We start from the raw sequence: 23786 nt of genomic DNA, 5'->3' as shown, positions 1-23786 counted from the left end.
CCCCATCCCCCTCGACCAGGTCCCCGGCACTCCGCAATACATGGCCCCCGAGCAGACGCGTGGCATCGTCACCCCCCTCACCGACATCTACGCCCTCGGCGTCCTCCTCTTCCAGATGCTCACCGGTGAACTGCCCTACGATGACCCCGACGACATCAAAGTCATCCAGATGCAACTGCGCGCCCCCATCCCGCGCCCCTCGCGGCGCAACCCGCGCGTACCAGCAGCCTTCGACCGCGTCGTCCGCAAAGCGATGGCCAAGCGCGACGACGAGCGCTTCCAGAGCATTGCCGTCCTGCGCGAGGCCGTCATCCTGGCCCTCGAAGAAAGCCAGACCATACCCGCGGCCCAGGAAGCGCAAGAAGCCTGGCCGGAGCCTGCCCTCGAAGCTGAGCCAGAGCCACGCCGCTCACACCCGCAGCCATTCCAGGACTACGCCTATGGCGGTCCCGAGGAGCCGCAGATCGAAGAACTGCCGCCCGAAGAGGACATCGCAGCCGCCACCACCCTGCCCGACGTCACCGCCGAAGCCCTCTCTCGGCCCAAGCCCGCGCCCGATTACCGCTCGCGCCAGGAGCCGCGCACCGTGGCCCTTCCCATGCCCGAGCCGCTCACCATCCCACGCCGTGGCCGTCCGCCCGCTCTAGCGGCCCAGGCCCGCCCGGCCATCCAGCGCATCACCGAGGAGCCACAGCCACCGCTGAGAGGACGAATCCGCCCCCAAACCAGCAGCAAGCGCCCCCTCTCGCTCTTCGTGGCCATTGCCCTGATCGTCATCGCCATCCTCCTCATGCTCCTCTTCGCCGCCCGCGCCCTCAATATGGGGCTACTCCCGCCGGGGGTCCCCCTGCTTGGAGCTGATCCCACCGTCGTCATCACCATCAACGCCCAGAGCCGCACCCTGCAGGACACCTACCTCCTGACGGCCTCGCCCCAGATCCAGGCCATCGACCTCAACACACGCGCCATCCCCGCGCGCCTCCTCAGCGCCAGCCGCAGCCTTGCCCAAACCGTCGCCACCACCGGCACCCGTACCACCCAGGGCAGCAACGCCCGCGGCCTTCTCCTCTTCAGCAACCACGGCCTGCAGCCGGTCACCGTCCCAGCGGGCAGCACCTTCAGCGGCAACTCGGGCATCAGCGTCCGCCTTCTCACCACGGTCGTCGTGCCGCCGCGTCAGAACGACCAGGACGGAACCGCCGTCGCCGCCGCCCAGGCCGTCAACCCCGGTGCCCAGGGGAACATTCCCGCTGGCGACATCGCCCAGCCCTGTTGCGGGCGCCCGACCCAGATCCAGGTCACCAACCCCGCTGCCTTCAGCGGCGGCAGCGATGGCCAGACCATCCACATCGTCGCCCAGGACGACCTCGATCGTGCCCGCCAGACGCTCCTTCCCCAGCTAGAGCATCAGCTTGCAGACCAGCTACGAGCCGCTCTCAAAGAGGGCGAAACCCTGGCTGGCACACCAAACTACCAGGTGAGCCTCACAGCCGACCCACCGCTCGGCAGCAAGGCCGACCAGGTACGCGTCCAGCTTCAGGTCACAGGCAGCGCCACCGCCTACCAGCCCGCCCAGGCCCGCCAGCTCGCCAGCGACCTCCTGAGCCGCCAGGCCCAGCGCACCCTTGGGCCAGCCTACCAGCTGCAGCCTCGCAGCCTCAGCGCCTCCACGCCCACCGTCACCGACCGAGGCAACCACGGCATCACCTACCTGAGCGTCAGCGTCCACGGCACCTGGAGCTACCGGATCAGCCCCCAGACCATCGCTCGCTGGCAGCAGGACCTGCGCGGCACCAGCAGCGAAGTCGCCCAGACCTATCTGCGTTCCCAGCCCGGCGTTGCCTCCGTTCAGCTCCGCCTACCCTTTGGCAGCCAGACCCTTCCCCAGCGCGCCGACCAGATCCAGATCGTCGTCAACAGCCAATGAGACCGGGCGAAGCCAAGCCTGGCCTGCCCACTCCCCTTGACAGCCAACCGGCATCACAGGTATCATTGAAAAAGATGACTGACTGGTATTCAGTCAGTCATACAATCGGCGAGAAACCCAACGTCAAACAACGACTGCCCAGACAGAAAGCAGGCAAGCATGACACAGAGCACACACGCCGCCTTCATCACCACCAGCGAGCGCGGCCTACGCCACGACATCCTCCCGATGCGCCTCTACCACAAAGCCAAGAAACTTGGCATCTGGGACCCGCGCGCCATCGACTTCTCGCAGGATATCCAGGACTGGCAGCGCCTCAACGAGGGCGAGCGCGAAACCCTGCTCTACCTCAGCTCGCTCTTCCAGGCCGGCGAGGAGAGCGTCACCCTCGACCTGCTCCCTCTCATCCTGACCATTGCCCGCGAGGGCCGGCTCGAAGAAGAGATGTACCTCACCACCTTCCTCTGGGAAGAAGCCAAACACACCGAATTCTTCCGCCGCTTCCTCGACGAAGTAGCCCACGAGCACAGCGACCTGCACCGTTACCACACCCCCAGCTATCGCAAAATCTTCTATGAAGAACTGCCCCAGCGCATGCACGCCCTCCTCAGCGATCCCTCGCCCGAGGCTCAGGCCCGCGCCAGTGTTGTCTACAACATGATCGTCGAAGGGGTCCTGGCCGAGACCGGCTATCATGCCTATTTCAACATGCTAGAGCGCCTCAACATCCTTCCCGGCCTGCGTCAGGGGGTCGGCTACCTCAAGCGCGACGAATCACGGCACCTGGCCTATGGTGTCTTCCTCCTCTCGCGCCTGGTTGCCCAGGAGCCGCGCCTCTGGGACGTCATCCAGACCTACATGAGCGAGCTACTGACCTACGCCCTGGGCGTCATCAACGAGCTATTCGAAGTACGAGAAACGCAGGAATCGCCTGCCTTCGACCTGCAGATCGACGAATACCTCTCCTACGCCACTACCCAATTTCAGAAGCGCCTCGACCGCATCGGGCGAGCGCGTCAGCAAAGCCTGGAAGAAATCTACCAATCAAGCGAGACAGACGAACCGGCATAGCCTTCTGTTGCAGCGTCTCCCTCTTATCCACGATGTATGGTCACCGCTCACCTGGCCCCCTGAGTCAGCAAAGGCTCAGGGGGCCACGGCTACACTACCCATCGCTCCGCTCCTTCCCTGGCACACGATCCCGCCCTCGCCAGGATGGGGGCAGATCGTGGCGCCACCCGTGGCAAAAGGTTCCCGCTTCCCCAGCCACCCCCGGGATGTGCTATAGTAAAAGCAGTCGGCAAAGCAAAGAGAGGAGGCCAATCCCAAACGACGGCAGCGATGGCCGGCGCCAGTCCCACTATGTCCGATCAAGCCTATCAAGCCTATCGCCATCCCGTCAAAGCCATCGTCATCTTTGACGGCAGCTGCGACTTCTGTACGGCCACAGCCGAACTCCTGCGCCGCCTGGACCGAGGCCGGCGAGTGACCTGCCTTCCCTTCCAGATCGCTGGCCTGCCCGAGCGCTACGGACTCAGCGTCAGAGCCTGTGAAGAGAGCGTCTGGATCATCCTCCCTGACGGACGGCGCTACCGCGGTGCCCAGGCCCTCGCCTATGCATTGGACCTGCTGATCGGCTTTCCCCTCTGGCAGCACCTCTACCGCCTGCCCGGCCTGGGACCGCTCGCCGAGCACCTCTATCGCTGGGTGGCCGCCCATCGCCAGTACCTGCCAGGCGTCAGACCCTTCTGCCAGCGCCCCGGCGCCCCCTGCGGCGCCAGCCGCCATGAGTCGCCGCAGCGCTAAGCTCAGCCTGTCTCTCTCCCCAGCAGCTCAGCCGCTGGCCAGAACCTTCAGGGCACCTCTGGCTCCGCCGGCAAGGCACCGCTGCGCAGCGCCTGACGCACCTCTTCCAGCTCACACTCGTCGTGAAGATAGCGCTCGCTATAGGAGCGCTGCCAGATGCGCAACGGCGGCGTCGGACTGGGCGCACGCACCTGCTCCAGATGAGCCAGCCAGGCCACCGCCACCAACGACTTAAAAGCCTCCACCACCCGGCCCAGCGTCATCGTCCGATTGGTATTGCCCTCAAAAGAAAGAATAAACTGCACCTGCTGCGGCCCGATCACAAACGTATCCAGCGTCAGCCCGGGGAAAGGGCGCGGCAAAGCCTGCCAGGTCTCCTCCAAAATCCGGCGCAGCGCCGGCTCCTCAAAACTCGGCGCATACGGCTCCGCGAGCAACGTCACCAGATAGGTCCCCGTCCAGCCATAGTTATGCGTCGGCAAACGCAGCGGGCGCCCAACGAGGCTTTTCTCATAGCGGGGAGTCGAAGGAATAGCCGTCTTCTTCATCTGCATACGCCACACACCTCTTTCCACTTGACCTCCACAATCACTGAACCCAACAATCACCACATTCCTATACAGAACGATCACATTTTACAAAAGAGAGAAAAACTGATTCTTGCGGCAGCTCATTTACAGGATAGCACAGTCACACACGCGCGGCAAGCCTCGGCCACCAGCGGCAGCAAATCTGCCTATGGCCAGGGTAGGGGACGCTGCACACAGAAAGGACGGCGGGGAGCCAATCGCAGCAAGCGCTCGCGCGTCACCTCGATCGCCAGCGGGCTTCCATCACAGGCGATCCAGCGCCGGCCCAGACGCTCGGCCACCGCCGGTGTCACACCGCTCCCGCAGAAGCAGTCGAGCACCAGATCATCCTCCTCACTGGAAGCCAGCAGAATACGCTCCAGCAACGCCGCTGGCTTCTGAGTCGCATAGCCGTTGCGCTCGGGATCGCGCTGATGCAGATGGCTGATATCGCACCAGACATCAGCCGGCGTCATCGGCTCATCCTCGTAGTAGCGATAGAGACGGCCCCCCGCGCGAATCGTCCAGCAGACCCGCCCATCGGCCTCCACCTGGCGCCGCATATGATTGCGCCGCTCGCGCCCCCGCAGCGGACCAACGCGCTCCCCATGAAAACAGTACTGGCGCGAGCGGGTATAGAGGAGCAGCGTATCATGCTTGCGAGCGAACCCGCGGGAGCGTCGGGGGCGCCCGCCAGAATGATAATGCCAGATAATCTCGTTCTGGAAACCGCCACCCACTGGCATCGCCTCCCGAAAGACCTCATCCAGCAGCAGGCGAGCAAAGTGCACAGCGCGCCAGTCCAGATGCACGTAGAGGCTTCCATGAGGAGCCAACAGACGAAAGAGCAGCAGGAACGTCTCATAGAGCCATTGCAGATACCCATCCAGATTGCCCCGCCAGCGATCGTCGTAGGCCAGGCCCCGGCCCCCGCGATAGGTCCGCTCGCTCATAAACGGAGGATCGATATAGATCAGATCAACGGCCCCGGCAAATTCCGCCAGCAAGGCCGGCAGCACCAGGCTCTTATCACCGTGGATCAGACGATTCTCCCAGCCCGCTGCCGCCTCATCCTCGGCCTCGGGGCCAGGGCCAGGGCCAGCCAGCGCCGGAACGCGCTCACAGATCTGCAGGCGCGGCGCCGGCGGCAGTCCCTCCGCATAGGGATTGTGCTTCTGCTGCCAGATCAGCTCTGCCACCACTGCTGAACTGATGCCTCCCTCCGGGGAAGTCTCCTCCAGCCCCACACCGCCAGCCGGGCAGATGCCCCGGGCCTGATCGATGGCGGCTGTATGCCCACACGCTCCCAGTGAGCACAAATCATTACTATAGCACAGGAAAACTCTACCGCAAATACAGGCCGCGCTCGACAGGCCCCGACAGACAGAGAACCTTCCTCGCCAGAGACCTATCTCCATATGGACATATGGAGTCGGAGAAGGTACAATGAAAACATGTGGGAGCGTGAGGAATGGCGGAAACCAAGGCAACGGAACAGACAGGACAGAAGGAGGTGAACCCCTTTCAAGCGTCACAGCCCTAAGAACGCCACATCGTATCAGGCAAAGAGTTTATCGCCATTGCGCCTGCGCCCACTGGCGGGCAACATCTGGCGCTACTCCTGGCCGCGAGCGCCCCGAGTAGCCTGCAGCGCGCTGAGCACGCGCACTTTCACCATCACTGCAATGGAGGCAAAGCGCTCATGGAAGCAGCAGAACGTCGCATCACCGTGGCCTCACGCATCGATCGCCTACCCCTCTCCTCACTGCACCGCAGGCTCAGCTTTGTGCTAGGCATCGGCACCTTCTTTGACCTCTACGATATTTTCCTGGGCGGCCTGCTTGGAGCCGTGCTCACTCCCCTCTTCCACCTCTCCACCTTCGAGACCGCCCTCGTCATCGGCTCCGGCTTCCTCGGCATGTTCATTGGGGCCATCGTCCTGGGCATCGTCTCCGACTACATCGGGCGGCGCAGCATGTACATGGTCGACCTGCTGATCTACTCCCTTTTCTCGCTCATCGCCGCCTTCGCCCCAAACTTCATCTGGGTCGTCATCTTCCGCTTCCTGGCCGGCATCGGCCTGGGAGCCGAGCCACCCCTCACCGACATTTACATGGGTGAAATGATCCCACGCCACGCCCGCGGACGCTACACCGCCTGGTCCTATACCCTGGGCTTCTTCGGCGTCCCCCTGGCCGGCTTCGTCGGGCGCTTCGTCATCAAAGGCAGCTTCCTTGGCCTGGACGGCTGGCGCTGGCTCCTCATCGTCGGCTCGCTCGGAGCTTTGATCGTCTGGCTCCTGCGCCGCAACCTGCCCGAGTCGCCGCGCTGGCACGAAATCCGTCAGGACGAAGCCGCCGCCAACGCCGCCCTCACCAGCATGGAAGAGCAGATCATGCGCGAGCACGGCCTCAAAGAGTTGCCCGAGCCGCAGCCGGTTGTCGTCGAGCCGCAGACGCGGGCCACCATTGCCGAAATCTTCAGCGGCGTCTATGCCAAACGCACGATCATGCTCTGGATCTTCCAGATCCTCCAGACCGTTGGCTACTACGGCTTCGGCTCCCTGGCCCCCGTCGTCCTCACAGCCAAGGGCTTCAGCGTCGTCACGTCACTGGGCTACACGGCCCTCAGCTTCCTGGGCTATCCCCTCGGCTCCTTCATCTCGATCTTCCTCGTTGAGCGCGTTGAGCGCAAATGGCTCATCGTCACCTCCGCCCTTCTCATCGCCCTCTTTGGCCTCAGCTTCGGCTTCGCCACCTCCTCCGTTGTACTGGTGCTCTCGGGCTTCCTCCTCACCACGGTAAGTAACATCTTCTCCAACGCTTTCCACATCTACCAGGCCGAAATCTTCCCCACGCGCATGCGCGGCACGGCAGTCGGCATCGCCTACAGCTTGAGCCGTCTGGTGAGCGCCATTCTGCCTTTCGCCGCCCTCCCCGTCCTCAAGTCGCTGGGACCGGTCGCTGTCTTCGCCGGCGAGGCCGTCCTCCTCGTCATCCTCTGCCTGGACGTGGCCCTCCTCGGCCCTCGCAGCACCGGGCGCACCCTGGAGATCATCGCTCGCTAGCTGGCCTCAGCCGAGCAGGACCCACGCCTGCCCCCTTGCTGACGATAGCCACTGGCGGCAGAATAAGAGAGAAGGCTGAGGGCAAGAGCCACTGCCTCCCCCTCAGCCTTCTCCGCCTGGCTTCACTTTTCCCGAAAAAAGGAGTAAGCAAGAGAAGCGATGGATCTCACCGACCTCCCTATCTCGGCCTTTATCGCACCCACTGGGCACAATCGCGCGGCAGTCGCCCCACTGCTGGGGCAAGCCCTGCGCCTGGCCCTTGACTACGCAACCCAGGCCGTCGACCACTCGCCGTTGCCGACTGAACAGCCTCCCCTGCCGGCAACCTCGCTACCAGAGCAGGGCCTGCCAGAGCAGCAGCTGCTTGCCCACCTGCGTACGCTCATCACAGCCTCGATGCACCCGGCCCATCCTGGCTACATCGGCCACATGGATTCGCTGCCGACGACCATGTCGCTGGTCGGAGACCTGCTGAGCGCCGCGGTCAATAACAACATGCTCAGCATCGAGATGTCGCCCGCCTTCTCGCGCCTGGAATGGGCCACTCTGCGCGAACTGGCCCAGCTCTTCGGACTGGGGCCTCGGGCCGGCGGCCTCCTGCTCAGCGGCGGCAGCCTGGCCAACCTGGAGGCCCTGGCCATCGCCCGCAACCACATCCTGGATCTGAGCGACGGCGCCTTGACCTCCCTCAGCACGCGCCCTGTGCTCTTCGCCTCCGAGGCCGCCCATACCTCGCTGCAGAAGGCCGCCATGCTCCTCGGGCTGGGGAACCAGGCCGTCATCCCGGTACCGCTCGACACCGACGGCCATCTCGACACCCGTCGCCTCCCTGAATTGATCGAGCAGGCCCAAGAGCGGGGAGCGCGCCCATTCTGCATCGTGGCCACCGCCGGCACTACCGTTGCCGGCCTCATCGATCCCCTGGCCCCCATCGCGGCCATCGCCCGGCGCTATGGCCTCTGGTTTCACGTCGATGCCGCCTACGGCGGTGCCTTGGTCTTCTCTGAGCGCCTGCGACCACGCCTGGCCGGCATCGAAGAGGCCGACTCCTTGACGTTTAATCCGCAGAAATGGCTCTACGTGGCCAAGACCTGTGCCATGCTTCTATTGCGCGACAGCTCGCTCTTCAGCAGCGCCTTTCGTATCCCGGCCCCCTACATGCGCCAACAGCCAGAGGAGACGGACCCCGCTGCGCCTCCCACAAATCTGGGCGAGATCGGCCTGCAGGGAACGCGCCACAGCGACATCCTCAAGCTCTGGCTCTCGCTCCAACATCTGGGGCGGCGCGGCTACGCCCGCCTCGTCGAGGAAGGCTGTCGCCTGGCCAGCCTGGCCTACGCGCGCCTGCGGACTCTGCCCGAGCTACGCTTTGCTCACGCTCCCGAGACCAATCTCCTCTGTTTCCGCGCCGAGCCAGCCTGGCTGCCTCCCGCAGCGCACGATGCCTTGAATGCTCGCCTGCAGACCGCGCTTCTGGAGCAAGAGCGTATCTTCCTCTCGTTGCCATCCTATCAAGGCAAACGCTGGCTGCGTGCCGTTCTGCTCAACCCCTACACCGATGAGGAGATCATCGACCGGCTGCAGGCTGCCCTGGAGCGCCTCATCGCGCAGGAGCATCAGCGTGGCGCCTCTCAGTCGAGATCTTGACTGGATCTGAGCACATTGACGCCCTCCCACCAGGACCCGCTATACTCAAGCAAGAAAGAAAAAAAACACAAGGGGGGAGAAACCTTCCCAAACGAAGGAGCCATCGAGAACTATGACAGCCGTAGCGGCAGTCAACGTTGTGCACCTGCGCAAAGTCTACCGCGTCTACGAGCGCGAGGCCGGCCTGGGCGCTGCCTTACGCGCCCTCTTTCAACGCCAGATGCAAGAAATCGTTGGCGTCGACGATCTGACCTTCACCATCGAACCGGGCGAAATCATCGGCTTCCTCGGTCCCAACGGGGCCGGCAAAACCACCACCCTCAAGATGCTGGCCGGACTCCTCTACCCCAGCGCCGGCGAGGTCCGTGTCCTGGGCTACATCCCCTGGCGACGCGAGCGCGCCTTCCTGCGCCAGATCGCCCTGGTCATGGGCCAGCGCCAGCAACTCATCTGGGACATCCCCGTCATCGACTCTTTTGAGCTGAACCGGGCCATCTACCGCATTCCCCCGGCTCAGTACCGTCGCATGCTGGACGAACTGGCCGATCTCCTGGAACTGGCCCCCCTATTGCACAAGCCCGTGCGCAATCTCTCCCTGGGAGAGCGCATGAAATGCGAGATCGCTGGCTCTCTGCTCCATCGTCCACAGGTCCTCTTTCTCGACGAGCCGACCATCGGCCTGGACATCGTCATGCAGCGCCGCATTCGCGACTTTATCCGCGAATACAACCGTCGCACGGGGGCAACCGTGCTGCTGACGAGCCACTATATGGCTGACGTCGAAGCCCTCTGCCGGCGCGTCATCCTCATCCACCACGGCACCATGCTCTTCGACGGCGATCTCACCCGCCTGGTCGAGCGCTTCTCTCCTTACAAGACCATCGTCGTGCGTCTGGAAGAGCCAGCTGACCTGCGTCCCTACGGCGAGGTCCTCAGTCAGAGCGAAGATCAGATCACCCTGCGCGTGCCCAAAAGCGCGGTTGCCCGTGCCACCGCCCGCCTGCTGACGGACCTGCCAGTCCTCGACCTCAGCGTTGAGGACCCGCCCATAGAGACCGTCATCGAACAAATCTTTACCCAGGAGGAGGTTGTCTAAGCGCATGACTCACCTCATCGCCGTCTACCGCCAGCAGCTCAAGACGGCCATTGCCGAACAGCTCCAATACCGCGCCGCCCTTGTCATCTGGCTCATCGAGGTCGCCCTGGGGCCAGCGGTCTCGATCAGCGTCTGGTCGACTGTGGCCCGCAATGAAGGTGGGGAAGTCAACGGCTACAGTCCCTCTGGCTTCGCCGCCTACTTCATCGCCACCATGCTGGTCAACTACGCCACCCAGACCTGGGTGTTCTGGGAATTCAGCCGGCGCGTACGCGAAGGCGAATTCTCGCCTTTGCTGCTGCGACCCGTCCACCCCATCCACGCGGACATCGCCCAACACCTGGCCTACAAGATCCTCATGCTACCGGTCATCGGACTGGTGACGCTGATTCTCTGGCTGGCTTTCCACGCCGGCTTTACGCCCAGCACTGCCAACCTGGCGACCTTCCTGCCGGCCCTGCTCCTGGCCTTCGCCCTGCGCTTCACCCTGGAATGGACCCTGGCCCTCCTGGCCTTCTGGCTGACCCAGGTCAACGTCATCAACCAGCTCTATGTGGTCGTCGTCCTCTTCCTCTCAGGGCAACTGCTCCCCCTATCCTTCTTGCCGGCCCCGCTGCAGGCGGTCACCGCCTGGCTCCCCTTTCAATGGATGGTCGCCTTCCCGGCCCAGTTGCTCAGCACTGGCCTCAGCGCCCAGGCCGTGGTCACCGGCTTTCTCGCTCAGCTCATCTGGCTGCTTCTCGGCCTCGGCCTGCTCAGCCTCACCTGGCGACGCGGCCTCAAACGCTACACGGCGGTAGGAGGGTAAGTCTGCTATGCGTACCTATCTACGTCTCCTGTGGACCTTTTTCCGCGTCAGCATCCTGGGCGAACTGGCCTATCGGGCCAGCTTCTGGCTGCAGATCGTCGAGTCACTGATTGACCTGGGAACAGCCCTGGCCTTCGTCAGCGTTGTCTTCTCTTATACCCGGGTCCTCAATGGCTGGAGTGCCGATGAACTGCTCACCCTCATCGGCGTCTACTTCCTCATCGGGGGCGCCATCAACATGATCATCATGCCCGGCATGAACCGCCTCATTGAGCAGGTGCGCCAGGGCACCCTCGACTACGTACTCACCAGACCCGAGGACGCCCAGCTGCTCGTCAGCATCCAGCAGATCGACATGTGGAAACTCCTCGACGTCTTGCTGGGAATGGCCTTGCTCGTAGGGGCCATGCTCTGGCATGGCAGCCTGCCCGGACCCCTCCAGTTGCTGGCCTTCGCTCTGACCTTGCTGGCCGGCGCTGTCATCATCTATAGCTTTGTGCTCTTCCTGGCCACCCTCTCCTTCTGGTATGTGCGCATGGAGAATATCCTGGTCATCTTCGAGAGCATGTACGAGGCCGGGCGCTGGCCGGTCGACATCTATCCCGGCTGGCTGCGCGCCATTCTGACCTTCGTTGTCCCGGTCGCCTTCGCTGTGACCGTACCCGCCGAAGCCCTGACCGCCCGCCTGACCTGGCTGGTCCTGGCGGGTACCCTGCTGCTGGCGGCCCTGGCGCTGCTGGCCTCGCGCCTCTTCTGGCGCTTCGCCATTCGCTACTACAGCGGCGCCTCGGCCTGAGTCCCCAAAAACAGGAAAGAAGTACCAGGGGAGAGCCAGCCTCTCCTGCTTGACTTCCAATACAACATATGGTATCTTACCGCCCGTACCTACCTATATCTTGTGCTCATTGGCAACCGAAGAGAGAAAGACACCCACAGGGCGATGCTGTCGTGGCATCGCTGAAACATGGGGGAAGTCCGGTGAGAATCCGGCGCTGTCGCGCAGCGGTAAGCTGCCCCGTCCCGATCGATCCCCGCCGACAACGGTCCAAAGCGCGGAGGAGAGATCACCAGCACTTGCTAGCATGAGAGGACCAGCCGACGGACGGAGGCACTAAGCCCGAATGCCCACCTGTGGGATCTGGCTCGATCCCTTCGCGTGAAAGGGTAGACCAGCGGGCAGCCCGTTCACGAGGCTGTCTGTGCGTGTCAGCCTGTTTCCGTCGAGGGAACAGGCTTTTTTTTCATCTCAAGGAGGGAAAACGGCATGTCATTCCCAGCGAATCAGACGCGCCCGGCCACCCCCGTGGCCATCGACCCCGAGCAGGTGCTTGCCGAGGTCTGCCACGGCTTTGAGGATCGTGTCGACCGCGCCCAGCTCCTGGAGGAGGTCCAGGCCACCCTCAGTGCTGGCCTCTCCGAAACGGAGCTGTGGCAGGCACTGCTGCTGGTAGCGCGTGCCCATATTGAGCAAGAACCGGCCTTCAGCTACATCACCGCTCGCATCCTGCTCCTGTCACTCTATCGCGAGGCGCTCAGCCCGGACGAGCACCTCCCCTGCAGCTTTGCCGCCATGCAAAGCGCCTATCGGCGCTATCTGCCGCGCTACATCCAGCGTGGCCTCGACACCGGGCTGCTTGATCCCCGCCTGGCCACCTTCGACCTGGAACGCATCGCCGCCCTGATTCATCCCGAGCGCGACCTGCTCTTCACCTATCCCGGGCTGCAGACGCTCTACGACCGCTATCTGCTCCAGTACGAGGGGCAGCGCTTCGAATTGCCGCAACTGCTCTGGCTGCGCGTGGCTATGGGCCTGGCTCTCAACGAAGCGCACCGGGAGGAGCGCGTCGCCGAATTCTACGAAGTGCTCTCGCAGTTCTATTTCACGCCGGCAACGCCCACGCTCTTCAATGCAGGCACCTCCCACCCGCAGCTCTCTTCGTGCTACCTGACCACCGTCAAAGACGATCTCTGGCACATCTTCAAGTCCATTCAGGATAATGCCCTGCTCTCCAAGTGGGCCGGCGGCCTGGGCAACGACTGGACCCGCGTGCGCGCTCTGGGCGCACACATCCGGGGCACCAATGGCCGTAGCCAGGGAGTCATTCCCTTCCTCAAGGTCGTCAACGATACCGCTGTGGCCGTCAACCAGGGCGGCAAGCGCAAGGGCGCCGTCTGCGCCTATCTGGAGAACTGGCACCTGGACATCGAAGACTTTCTGGATCTGCGGCGCAACACCGGCGATGAACGCCGCCGGACCCACGATCTGCATACGGCCTGCTGGATCTCCGACGAGTTTATGCGCCGCGTCGAGCGCGGGGAGCAGTGGACCCTCTTCAGCCCTGATGAGGTGCCCGACCTGCACGAACTCTATGGCCGCGCCTTCGCCGAGCGCTACCGCGAGTACGAGCGCCTGGCCGATGAGGGCAAGATTCGCCTCTTCAAGCGTCTGCCAGCGGTCGAACTCTGGCGCAAGATGCTCACCCGCCTCTTCGAGACCGGCCACCCCTGGCTGACCTGGAAAGATCCGGCCAATGTGCGCTCGCCCCAGGACCACGCCGGCGTCATCCACAGCAGCAATCTCTGCACGGAGATCTTGCTCAATACCTCGGAAGAGGAAACCGCCGTCTGCAATCTCGGCTCGCTCAACCTGGTGGCCCACATTGCCAATGGTCAGCTCGATCACCAAAAGTTACGGTCAACCATTCAAACGGCCATGCGCATGCTCGACAACGTCATCGACATCAATTACTATCCCACTCCGGAGGCGCGCACGGCCAACCTGCGCCATCGTCCTGTCGGGCTTGGCGTCATGGGCTTCCAGGATGCCCTCTTCCTGCTCGGCCTCAGCTACGCCTCCCAGGAGGCGGTCGAGTTCGCCGATCGCAGCATGGAAGCTATCTCCTACTATGCCATCCTGGCTTCCAGTGAGCTGGCTGCCGAACGCGGCCCCTATCCCAGCTATCGCGGCTCCAAGTGGGACCGTGGTCTGCTGCCTATCGATACCATCGCCTTGCTGGAGCAGGAGCGCGGCCAACCCCTGGAGATGGACCGCCGCACCACCCTCGACTGGGAAGCGGTGCGCACCCACATCCGCCAGCATGGCATGCGCAATAGCAATGTCCTGGCCATCGCCCCGACGGCCACCATCTCTTTGATCGTCGGCGTCAGCCCGTCGATCGAGCCGATCTACAAGAACCTCTATGTCAAGAGTACCCTGTCGGGCGAGTTCACCACGGTCAACACCTTCCTGGTCAACGACCTGAAGGCCGCCGGCCTCTGGAACGCCGACATGCTGGAAGCCCTCAAGTACTACGACGGCTCCTTGCAGGAGCTGCCAATGGTGCCAGAGGAGCTGAAGCAACGCTACCTGACAGCCTTCGAGATCGACCCGCGCTGGCTGATCGAGTGCGCCAGCCGGCGCCAGAAGTGGATCGACATGGGGCAGTCGCTCAATCTCTACCTGGCCTCGCCCAGCGGCAAGCAACTGCATGAGATCTATATGCGGGCCTGGAAAAAGGGACTCAAAACGACCTACTACCTGCGCACGCTGGCCGCGACCCAGGTCGAGAAATCGACGGTCGATATTAATCGCTGGGGAATCCAGCCGCGCTGGATGAAGAATGTCAGCCCTTCCAGCGCCATCCAGATCAGGCGCGGAGCCTTCAAAGAGGCCAGCCAGCCCCCGCAAGCTGGCAGCCATGAGAGCCAAACGGAGGCGGCTCCTGTGACCCTGCCGTCCGCTGCCAGTCCCGCCGCAGCTTGCTCGCTCGATGACGACTGTGAAGCTTGCCAGTAGAGTAGGCCATCATTTCCCGTTGGCCCTGGTGCCACGCCACGCAACACACGGGCACCCTAGAAGGAGAACCAAGACCAATGGCGACCGACGCCTTTAACCAGAAAGATATTCTTGAAGAGAAACGCCTCATCAACGGACCTGCCGTCAGCGTCAACCAGTTGATGCCGCTCAAATATCGCTGGGCCTGGGAGCACTATCTGAATGGCTGCGCCAACCACTGGATGCCCAACGAGGTCCCGATGGCCAGCGACATCGAACTCTGGCGTAGCAATCGCCTCTCCGAGGCCGAACGCCTGGTCATCATGCGTAACCTGGGCTTCTTTGCCACCGCCGAGAGCCTGGTTGGCAACAACCTGGTCCTGGCCATCTTCAAGCACATCACCAACGCCGAATGTCGCCAGTATCTGCTCCGGCAAGCCTTTGAGGAGGCGGTCCATACCCACGCCTTCCTCTACATTGTCGAGAGCCTGGGCCTGGATGAGCGCGAAGTCTTCACGATGTACCACCGCATCCCGGCCATTCAGCGCAAGGATGCCTTCGAGATGAAGCTGACCTACGCGCTCCTCGACCCCACGTTCTCGACTGCCGAACCGGAACAGGCCCAGCAGTTTCTGGACAACCTCATCGGCTACTATGTGATCATGGAGGGCATCTTCTTCTACAGCGGCTTCGCCATGATCCTCTCCTTCCACCGTCGCAACCTCATGACAGGCATCGGCCAGCAGTTCCAGTATATTCTGCGCGACGAGACCATTCATCTTAACTTCGGCATTGACCTGATCAACGGGATCAAGGTTGAGAACCCTGACCTCTGGACACCCGAGTTTGAGCGGCATATTATGGAGTTGATTGAGGAGGCGGTGGAACTAGAGATCGCTTACGCTTACGACTGCCTGCCAGAGGGGATCGCGGGCCTGCACGCCCCGGCTTTTGCGCGTTACGTACGCCATATTGCCGATCGACGCCTGGAGCGCATCGGCCTGCCGGCGGTCTATCACGAGCCGCATCCCTTCCCCTGGCTGAGCGAGACCATTGACCTGAGCAAGGAGAAGAATTTCTTTGAGACGCGGGTCACGGAGTATCGATCGGCGGCGACGCTCGAATGGGATTAGCGGCGACGAACGTGCCCTGCTGATCGCTGCTGCGTCGGACCGGACCAGACGCGAGGAAAGGAAGAGGGAGGATTATGGTGCAGGCTACCAATCTCGGCTACCCGCGCATTGGCGCGAAGCGCGAGCTGAAGCGGGCGCTTGAGCAGTTCTGGGCAGGGAAGCTGGACGAGCAAGGACTGCGCGAGCAGGCCGCTGCACTGCGTCGGGAACACTGGCAGCTCCAGCAGCGCCTGGGGCTGGACCAGATCCCGGCCAACGACTTTTCACTCTATGACCACGTGCTGGATATGGCACTGGTAGTGGGGGCGGTTCCGCGGCGCTATCGCCGCGCCGGCGACAATGGGGCGCTGGCGCTGGACCTGTCAACCTATTTTGCAATGGCCCGCGGCGTTGAAGCCGGCCCAGCGGGTGAGGCAGTGCCGCCGATGGAGATGACCAAATGGTTCGACACGAATTATCACTATATCGTGCCCGAGTTTGAGGAAGATCTCTCTTTTCGCCTTACCTCAACCAAACCACTGGATGAGTTCAACGAGGCCAGGAGCCTGGGCATCCACACCCGCCCGGTCCTGCTGGGGCCGGTCTCGTTTCTGCTCCTCGGCAAGACGCACCGAGAGGACCTCTCGCCCCTGGGGCTGTTAGAGCAGTTGCTGCCAGTCTACGAGGAGCTGCTCCAGCGTCTGGCCGCGGCGGGCGCCGACTGGGTGCAGCTCGATGAGCCATGTCTGGTACTGGACCTTGAGCCTGCTGCTCTGCCGGCCATCGAGCAGAGCTACATCCGGCTCAGCCAGGCTGCGCCCTCGCTGCGTCTGTTGCTGGCGACCTACTTTGGCGACCTGGGCCCGGCCCTCTCCACGGTCTTACACCTCCCGGTTGCCGCCGTACATCTCGACCTGGTGCGCGCCCCCCAGCAGCTGGAGCGCGCTCTGGCCGAAGCTCCCTCGTCTCTGATGCTCTCTCTGGGGATCGTCGACGGGCGCAATGTCTGGCGCACCGATTTCGAGCAGGCCCTTGCCCTCATTGAGCGAGCGGTTGAACGTCTCGGCTCCGAGCGCATTCTCCTGGCTCCCTCTTGCTCGCTCTTGCACGTGCCCGTCGATCTGGAGCTGGAGAGCGAGCTGGACGCCGAACTGAAGCAATGGCTGGCCTTCGCCAACCAGAAACTGCAGGAAATTGTCCTCCTGACGCGGGCAGCCAACGAGGGACGGCAGGCGATTGCCCATGAGCTAGAGCGCAACCGGCAGGCCGTCGAGCGCCGCCGTACCTCGCCGCGCATCCACAACGAGGAGATCGATCAGCGCGTGCGCCAGGTGCGGACCCAGCATGCGCGTCGGCAGAGTCCTTACGCTGTGCGCCGCCAGCGACAGCGCGCGCAGCTGCAGCTACCACTCTTGCCAACCACGACCATCGGCTCCTTCCCCCAGACCGACGAGGTGCGCGCCGCGCGGGCCGCTTTCAAGAATGGGCGCCTGGACGCCGCCGGGTACGAGGCCTTTATCCGGGGCGAGATCGAGCGCACCATTCGTTTTCAGGAGGAGATCGGCCTTGATGTCCTGGTGCATGGCGAATTCGAGCGCAGCGACATGGTCGAGTACTTCGCTGAGCAACTCGACGGCTTCCTCTTCACGCGCAATGGCTGGGTCCAGAGCTATGGCTCGCGCTGCGTGCGCCCGCCGGTCATCTATGGTGATGTCCAGCGCCGCGGCCCCATGACTGTGCGCTGGTCAGCCTTTGCTCAGTCGCTGACAACGCGCCCTGTCAAGGGGATGCTGACCGGCCCGGTGACCATGATGCAGTGGTCCTTTGTGCGCGACGATCAGCCGCGTGCCGAGACCTGCTATCAGTTGGCGTTGGCCCTGCACGATGAGGTTCAGGATCTGGAGGCGGCGGGAATTCGCGTGATCCAGATCGATGAGCCGGCACTGCGCGAGGGCCTGCCACTGCGCCGCTCGGAGTGGGCCAGCTACCTCGACTGGGCCGTCGATTGCTTCCGCCTGGTCTCGGCCTCGGTGCGCGACGAGACGCAGATCCATACGCACATGTGCTATGCTGAGTTCGGCGATATCATCGAGGCCATCGCCGCAATGGATGCCGATGTGCTCTCGATCGAGGCTTCGCGCTCGCGCCTGGAGCTGCTCAACGCCTTTGTCCGCTATCGCTACCCGAATGAAATTGGTCCGGGCGTCTACGATGTCCATTCTCCGCATGTCCCTTCGGTTAGTGAGTACGAGCAGCGCCTGCTGCGCATTCTAGAGGTGTTGCCCGCAGAACAGGTATGGGTTAATCCCGATTGCGGTCTCAAAACCCGTCGCTGGGAGGAGGTCAGGCCAGCCCTGACCAACCTGGTGCAGGCAGTGCGCGCTGTACGCACACGCCTGGCTAGTGGACAGGCTGAGGTACAATCAGGCCCTGCCCGCTAAGCAGTGCTCGCCCCGGGCCCAGATCAACTAACGACGGCGCCGGCGAGGACAGGCCGCCGGCGCCGTCTGGCTTCTGCTCTCAGCGCCTTCCTTTCCTTTCCTTACGGTTGCCTGGACGCCCCTCCCTATCTGGCTCGGCGTGGGTCGCTTTCCCTCTTCGCCCGCTTTGTGAAGGAGGTCACATTACTCCTGTGAGCTGCCTCCTAGCGACGATTGCTCTTGACAGCTATCTTGCCTTGCAGATGAGACGACAAATCAGGCGCTCTCAGCATAGAGATGTTGCTTGCCCGCCTGCCCGTCACCAGCGCGTTCTTTGGCTTACTTCAGCTTGAGAGCTGTCGTCTCCCTGTCCTTTTCCGATAGAAGCCCGATTGACCCACTGATCTGTGTTGGATTTGTCTTTCTCTTCTCTCTTCTAGGTTCATGTCCTCGATGAGGTGGACTCATGAGTATAGCGGGCGATGCAGGAGGGCCAGGTGCCTACAGCCTGAGCCATCTCCTGGGGAAAACCAGCCTCGCCGAAACCTATGTCGGCGAGGAGCGCACGAGCGGGAAACCTGTCGTTTTCAAGTTGTTTCCTGCAGTGCGCCTTGAGAAAGAGCGTCTGCGCTTTGTGGAGACGCTGCGGGCCTATGCCCAGGTCCTTCATCCCGGCCTGGTGCGCGTGCTGGAGGTTGGCCTGCGCGAGAACTCGCCATTCGTGGTCACTGAGTATGCTCAGTCCGGCTCGCTGCGTCAGCGCTATCCACAAGGGACACGCCTGCGTCCTGAGATTGTGCTCCCGGCAGTGCTCCAGATTGGGGCGGCGCTCCAGCACCTGCATCGGCAGGGCCTCTTTCATTTGGATCTCAAGCCTGAGAATATCCTGTTCAAGGATGACGGGAGCCTGATGCTGAGCGATGCTGGACTGCTGAGCCTGCCAACCCTTTGGCAGGACCGCCTGGCTGCTGAGCGCGACAGCGCAGCCTACCTGGCCCCTGAGCAGATTATGGGCTTGCCGGTAGCGGCCAGTGACCAGTATGCGCTGGCCTGTCTGATCTACGAATGGCTGAGTGGGCACCCGCCGTTTATCGGCTCCTTCCGTGAGATCTGTGCCCAACACCTGCATGCTCCCCCCCCACCGTTGATGGGGCCTGCGTCGGAGGAGCTAAAGGCTGTGCTCCGGCACGCTCTGGAGAAAGATCCTGGCAAGCGTTTCCCTACGTTGCAAGCCTTTATTGAGGCCTGTGTCCTGGCCATGCGTGGAACGGCCAGCCAACCAGTCGCTGCCTCAGTCCCCTCCGGCAGCTCTTCCCCTGGGTCCAAGTCGCCAGCGCTACCACCTGTCCCTGCCCCCTCAGAGCAGGTGCTCTATCAGCCGGAGGGTGCGATGGCAGCAGAGGAGCAGGTCAGCCAGAGGCACCTCTGTCGCCTCTGCCACCGCCCCTTGCCCGCAACCAGTGCAACCCTGGCCTGCCCCTCCTGCGGGTATCCGTCCGATCTTCAGGAGGAGCAGCGTTTTCTGGAGCAGCTGCTTGCTGAGCTGAGCCGCCTGGCCCAGGCCGGAGCGGCTTCCATGCGCCTGGGAGAGCTGGCGTCGCTCTCCGTTCCCTCGTTGCTGGCCCTCAGACGCGAGGTGCGCTACGGCGCTGCCGCTGTACCCCTGGGGCTGGCCATTGATCGCTATCGGCGTCGTCTCCTGGAGGTGCGGCAACTGCTCGCGAGTAAGCAGTTGCCCGGGCCAAGTGCCGCACCGTCTAAGGCCCAGACGCCACAACGAACGGCTGCCCCCCCAGCGATCTCGGGAGCAGCGGCGGCAGCACCAGGTCAGCCGGCGTCCCTATACGGACCGGAGCCTGCTCAGCTCGACGACACGCTGGTCAGGAAAGCGTTGCAGGCGCAGCAGGGGCCTCAACGTGCCGCTCCCGTTGGAGCCATGCCTGCAGGTGAGCGTGAGCCAGCCAGCGTGTCTCGGTCACCGCATCAGGCTCCTGAGTCGGTTCTCCAGGCGCCGGGGGCGAGCGTCGACAGGCCGCAGATCGCTATGCTGCAGCCTTCGACAGCGGCCAGCTCCAGGCCGATATCACAGCCAGCCACTCCAGGGCGCCCTCCGCTGCCACCACGCCCACCACGTCCGCCGCGCCCCAGCCCGCTCAGAACGCTGCGACCGCTGATCGAATCGCCGGCAGCCCTGATGGTGGCCTTGGGTACCTTTCTGCTGCTGGCCGCGCTCCTGGTCTTCCACATCGCCCAACAGACATTCGCACTGCCAGTGACCATCTGCGCGCAGGGCTTCTTCGCGCTGATGGTCGTAATCACCGGGCGCTCTCGCCACTTCCGCGAGTTCAGAGGGATCTATGCCCTCTTCTTCGCGCTCACAGTGCCCTTGCTCTTCCCTGACTTGAGGAGCATCGTCCCCAATGAGACGCCGTGGCTGCTGGCGCTGACGGCACTCTACGGCGCCGTGACCTACGGCGTGCTGGCCGTCTCCCAGCGCTTCAGTCCCTTTGCTATTCTCTGCGCCGTGGCCCTGGTGGCCGCTGATGTTTCCCTGGTCTGGGCCATCGCGCCTTCTCCATGGGGCTGGTGGGTGGCAAGCGGCTTACTGGTGCTGGCTCTCATCGAGACGGAGGCGTTGGGTGACCCTCAGCTCGCGCCAGGGGACTCCCCGCTAGCCCGGCTCTTGCGGACCTCCTGGGATGTGCTCCGCGCTCCTCTGGCCTTCTCGGCGCAGTTCCTGGCCTATATCCTCACTGGCATCGCCAGTCTCTTAAGCTTCTTACTACTCCTGCTCTTATTAATCTTACAACCAGAAACACCCCCTCAATCCACTATGCCGCTCTCTGCCTTCCCGATCACCTTGCTCCTGGCCCTCGCCTGGTTCTTGCGCGTCGGCGCCCGCCTGCGCAGATCCTCTGTCCAGTATCCGCTGCTGGCGCTGATCACTTTGGTCGTGCCGCTCACCTGCAGTCTGATCGCCCCGCAATATGCACGGCTGATGAGCAGCCTGGGCCTGCTCCTGCTGGCCACCTGCTTTGAGGGCTATGCGCGTCTGGCACCACCCTCGCTCTGGCTCTTCCTGCGCCCCGGGCGCGAGCTGACGGCGCTACGCTTCCTCCTGTTGCTGCTGATCCCCTTCCTGGCAATTCTGCCCTCGCAAGCCGCTCTCCAACAGGAGGACCTCCTGCCCGGCTCCCTGATTGTATTCGCCAGTGCCGCTCTTCTGCTGCTGATGACACTCTTCCCTGCGCCGGAGGCCGCGGCGGAGGGAGAGCAGCTCCTCCGTCCTAAGCGCTCGCCCTGGCTGCAGGTGCTACCGGGAGGCCTCTTTGTCTGGGACTATGCGGCCATTGGGCAGGGAATCGGTTGGGCCTCGATTGGTCCCTTGTGGTGGTTGGGCCTGCTCTGCGGCGGCCTGCTGGCTCTCTCCTCCTTGCTCCATCGTCTGTCCGGGCGCGCTTATGCCTCCCCCTGGGAGGTGGTGACGCTCGCCGCTGCGATCCTGATTTTGGTCCTCCTCCCGCAGCAGCAGGACCTCCAGGCTATGACTCTGGTGCCGCTGCTGCTGGGTGCCGTGGGGTATGCTTTGCTGGTCGCCCAGCGCCGTTCGCTCTGGCTCTTCCTGCCTGGCTTGTTCCTGGTCGTCGGGCTGTCGCTGCTCGGGCTGTGGGTCTCCGCGGTCCTTGGGGCGACAGATGCATGGGCCATCGTCTTGCTGGCGAGCTCTGTCCTGCTGCCACTTCTTGCGGCGACGCTGCGTCGCTTCCTACCGGCAGGATCGGCTGCGCTTCCACGCTTGGCACCCCGGGACTGGCAGGCTGAACGCCTGTTCACATTCTGGGAGTGGGACTGGCCGCTGACCATCGTGGCCCTGGGAACCAGCCTGTGGCTGGCAGTCCTGCTGCTGGTGGATTGGGCTAATACCTCCAATCAGTCGCTGCCCCAGTGGTATTGGAGCGGGATGGCGCTGGCGTCGTTCTCCTCGGGTTCTGAATGGCTGGCGGTGGGCGAGGCCCTGGTCATGGCGCTGGCCGCCTATCTGGCTGGCCTCTGGGGCAGAACCCGCCTCTGGCTCGTTCCTGCCGCTCTCCTGGCGCTGGCGGCCCTCTGGCTGGTTCAAGATGCATTCGTGGCTTTGACCGCTGTGGTCGTCGGCACCGCCGTGGTGGGCATGCTGGTCAGCCGCCTCAGAGGCCAGCGTTGGGCTGTTCCCTGGTATGTGGCCGGACTGTTCAGTCTACTGCTGGTTATGTGGCATGCACTGCCACCTCTAGAGGATCAGCCTCAAGCGTATAGCGCCTTTGTCTTGCTCGGACTGGCGGGGGTGGTGACGGTGGTGGGCCTGGTCGAGAAGCTGCCAGAGGCGCTGTGGCTGGTGCCCCTGTTGCTGTTGGAAGGCAGCAGCGCCGCCTTGCTGTCACCGCCAGGGGAGCAGCTCCCGAACGCGTTGTTGCTCCTGGGGCAGGTACCCCTCGCGGCCCTGGTTGGTCTGGGGCTGAGTGCCTGGCAGCGCCGCCGTCCCCAGGCCAAAGAGAGACAATGGCGCTGGCGCTGGACGCTCCCCTGGTACACAGGGGGCCTGGCTGCTATCGGCGCCACCAGCGTCGCCCTCTTCGCGAGACTATGGGCACCGATCCACTGGCCAGGAGGCCTGGAGGCAATAGGGCTGCCAAGACTGACCGATCTGGGACCGTACGTGCTCTTAGCTTGCGCTGGCATCGCCACCGCTGTTTCCTTGCTGGAGCAGGCACCTGCCGCGCTCTGGCTGGTCCCCGTGCTGGTGCTGGAAGTCTCCTCCTTGATCCTGCCAGATCTCCTCTCGGCACAGCTGCGCTTCGTTGGGGAGAGCGTGTTACCGCTTCTACTGGTCCCTGGCTGTGCCCTGGTGGCTCTGGCCCTTAGCCGCCTGGGCGACCAGAGCCGCGAGCAGCGGCTGCTGCGTGCCAGCCCGTGGTATACGGCGGCCTTGCTGGCCCTGGGGACGGTGAGCATCGCTCTCTTCTCGGGAACCAGGCTGCCCTGGCAGCAGAATCCCTACGTACCTTTGGGCTATGCCGGACTGGCGACAGCCATCGGCGCGCTGGAGGGCTTTCCAGAGATCCTCTGGCTGGTACCCCTGTTACTGCTGGAAGGCAGCGTTGCCGCCCTGCTGTCACCCCCAGCGCGCCAGCTGCCAAACGCGCTGCTGCTCCTGGGACAGGTACCTCTCGCGGCCCTGGCGGGCCTGGGGCTGAGTGCCTGGCAGCGTCGCCGCCCCCAGGCCGAGGGGAAGCGCTGGCGCTGGGCACTGCCCTGGTACATGGCGGGCCTGGTCTGCGTCGGCGCCACCAGCTTCGCCCTCTTCGACCCGCAGTTGTGGGCCACCAGTCTGCCCGCTCTTGCCCGGCTGGGGCCGTACCTGCTCTTAGCCTTTGCTGGGCTGGCCACTGCTGTGGCTCTGCTGGAGCAGGCACCTGACCTGCTCTGGCTGGTGCCTGTGCTCACCGCGCTGGCCACACTCGCCGCTCAGCGCTACAATGGCCCCGCCCTGCTCCCGCCCGTCCTCGTTCTGCTCTGCAC

Annotated in this window: 14 protein-coding genes and 1 riboswitch; of the genes, 12 read left to right on the top strand and 2 right to left on the bottom strand. The window is 63.6% G+C overall.

The window, feature by feature from the left end; translation table 11 throughout:
- The 3 genes from IRZ31_RS09850 to IRZ31_RS09840 form a co-directional block, all read left to right on the top strand.
- On the top strand, positions 1–1927 hold a 1927-nt coding region (locus tag IRZ31_RS09850), incomplete at its 5' end, for a baseplate J/gp47 family protein (RefSeq protein ID WP_297152916.1).
- Positions 1928–2086: 159 nt separating this feature from the next.
- Positions 2087–2998: a R2-like ligand-binding oxidase gene (locus IRZ31_RS09845; RefSeq protein ID WP_297152915.1), complete on the top strand. Its 912-nt coding sequence runs from the start codon at positions 2087–2089 to the stop codon at positions 2996–2998.
- A gap of 291 nt (positions 2999–3289) precedes the next feature.
- Positions 3290–3733, top strand: coding sequence for a DUF393 domain-containing protein (locus tag IRZ31_RS09840; RefSeq protein WP_297152914.1), 444 nt, complete (start codon positions 3290–3292; stop codon positions 3731–3733).
- Between the two features lie 47 nt (positions 3734–3780).
- Here the strand turns inward: IRZ31_RS09840 and IRZ31_RS09835 are convergent, their stop codons facing one another.
- A complete protein-coding gene (locus IRZ31_RS09835) occupies positions 3781–4287 on the bottom strand; it encodes a hypothetical protein (protein ID WP_297152913.1) in 507 nt (168 codons plus the stop codon).
- 182 nt (positions 4288–4469) lie between these two features.
- The gene (locus IRZ31_RS09830) at positions 4470–5504 is read right to left on the bottom strand and encodes a site-specific DNA-methyltransferase (RefSeq protein WP_297152912.1); all 1035 of its coding nucleotides are present in this window, start codon (positions 5502–5504) and stop codon (positions 4470–4472) included.
- Positions 5505–6004: 500 nt separating this feature from the next.
- On the opposite strand from IRZ31_RS09830, the gene IRZ31_RS09825 reads away from it, so the two are divergent.
- The 9 genes from IRZ31_RS09825 to IRZ31_RS09785 form a co-directional block, all read left to right on the top strand.
- Positions 6005–7369, top strand: a complete 1365-nt coding sequence (locus IRZ31_RS09825; RefSeq protein WP_297152911.1) for an MFS transporter — start codon at positions 6005–6007, stop codon at positions 7367–7369.
- A gap of 159 nt (positions 7370–7528) precedes the next feature.
- The gene (locus tag IRZ31_RS09820; protein WP_297152910.1) at positions 7529–9016 is read left to right on the top strand and encodes a pyridoxal-dependent decarboxylase; all 1488 of its coding nucleotides are present in this window, start codon (positions 7529–7531) and stop codon (positions 9014–9016) included.
- A gap of 112 nt (positions 9017–9128) precedes the next feature.
- Positions 9129–10112, top strand: a complete 984-nt coding sequence (locus IRZ31_RS09815) for an ATP-binding cassette domain-containing protein (protein ID WP_297152909.1) — start codon at positions 9129–9131, stop codon at positions 10110–10112.
- A gap of 4 nt (positions 10113–10116) precedes the next feature.
- Positions 10117–10920: an ABC-2 family transporter protein gene (locus tag IRZ31_RS09810; RefSeq protein ID WP_297152908.1), complete on the top strand. Its 804-nt coding sequence runs from the start codon at positions 10117–10119 to the stop codon at positions 10918–10920.
- Positions 10921–10927: 7 nt separating this feature from the next.
- Positions 10928–11716 carry an ABC-2 family transporter protein gene (locus tag IRZ31_RS09805; RefSeq protein WP_297152907.1) on the top strand — a complete coding sequence of 263 codons (789 nt, stop codon included), beginning with the start codon at positions 10928–10930 and terminating at the stop codon, positions 11714–11716.
- 121 nt (positions 11717–11837) lie between these two features.
- Positions 11838–12068, top strand: a riboswitch (cobalamin riboswitch).
- 116 nt (positions 12069–12184) lie between these two features.
- Positions 12185–14716: a ribonucleoside-diphosphate reductase subunit alpha gene (locus IRZ31_RS09800; RefSeq protein ID WP_297152906.1), complete on the top strand. Its 2532-nt coding sequence runs from the start codon at positions 12185–12187 to the stop codon at positions 14714–14716.
- Positions 14717–14793: 77 nt separating this feature from the next.
- Positions 14794–15828: a ribonucleotide-diphosphate reductase subunit beta gene (locus IRZ31_RS09795; protein WP_112426766.1), complete on the top strand. Its 1035-nt coding sequence runs from the start codon at positions 14794–14796 to the stop codon at positions 15826–15828.
- 74 nt (positions 15829–15902) lie between these two features.
- On the top strand, positions 15903–18248 hold the full coding sequence (gene metE / locus IRZ31_RS09790; RefSeq protein WP_112426764.1) for a 5-methyltetrahydropteroyltriglutamate--homocysteine S-methyltransferase: 2346 nt from the start codon (positions 15903–15905) through the stop codon (positions 18246–18248).
- 445 nt (positions 18249–18693) lie between these two features.
- Positions 18694–23786: serine/threonine-protein kinase (locus tag IRZ31_RS09785; RefSeq protein WP_297152905.1), on the top strand; the 5093-nt coding region annotated here is incomplete at its 3' end.

It is taken from the genome of Thermogemmatispora sp., assembly GCF_019683635.1.
Classification (GTDB): Bacteria; Chloroflexota; Ktedonobacteria; order Ktedonobacterales; family Ktedonobacteraceae; genus Thermogemmatispora.
This window is presented reverse-complemented; position numbering and strand designations above follow the sequence as displayed.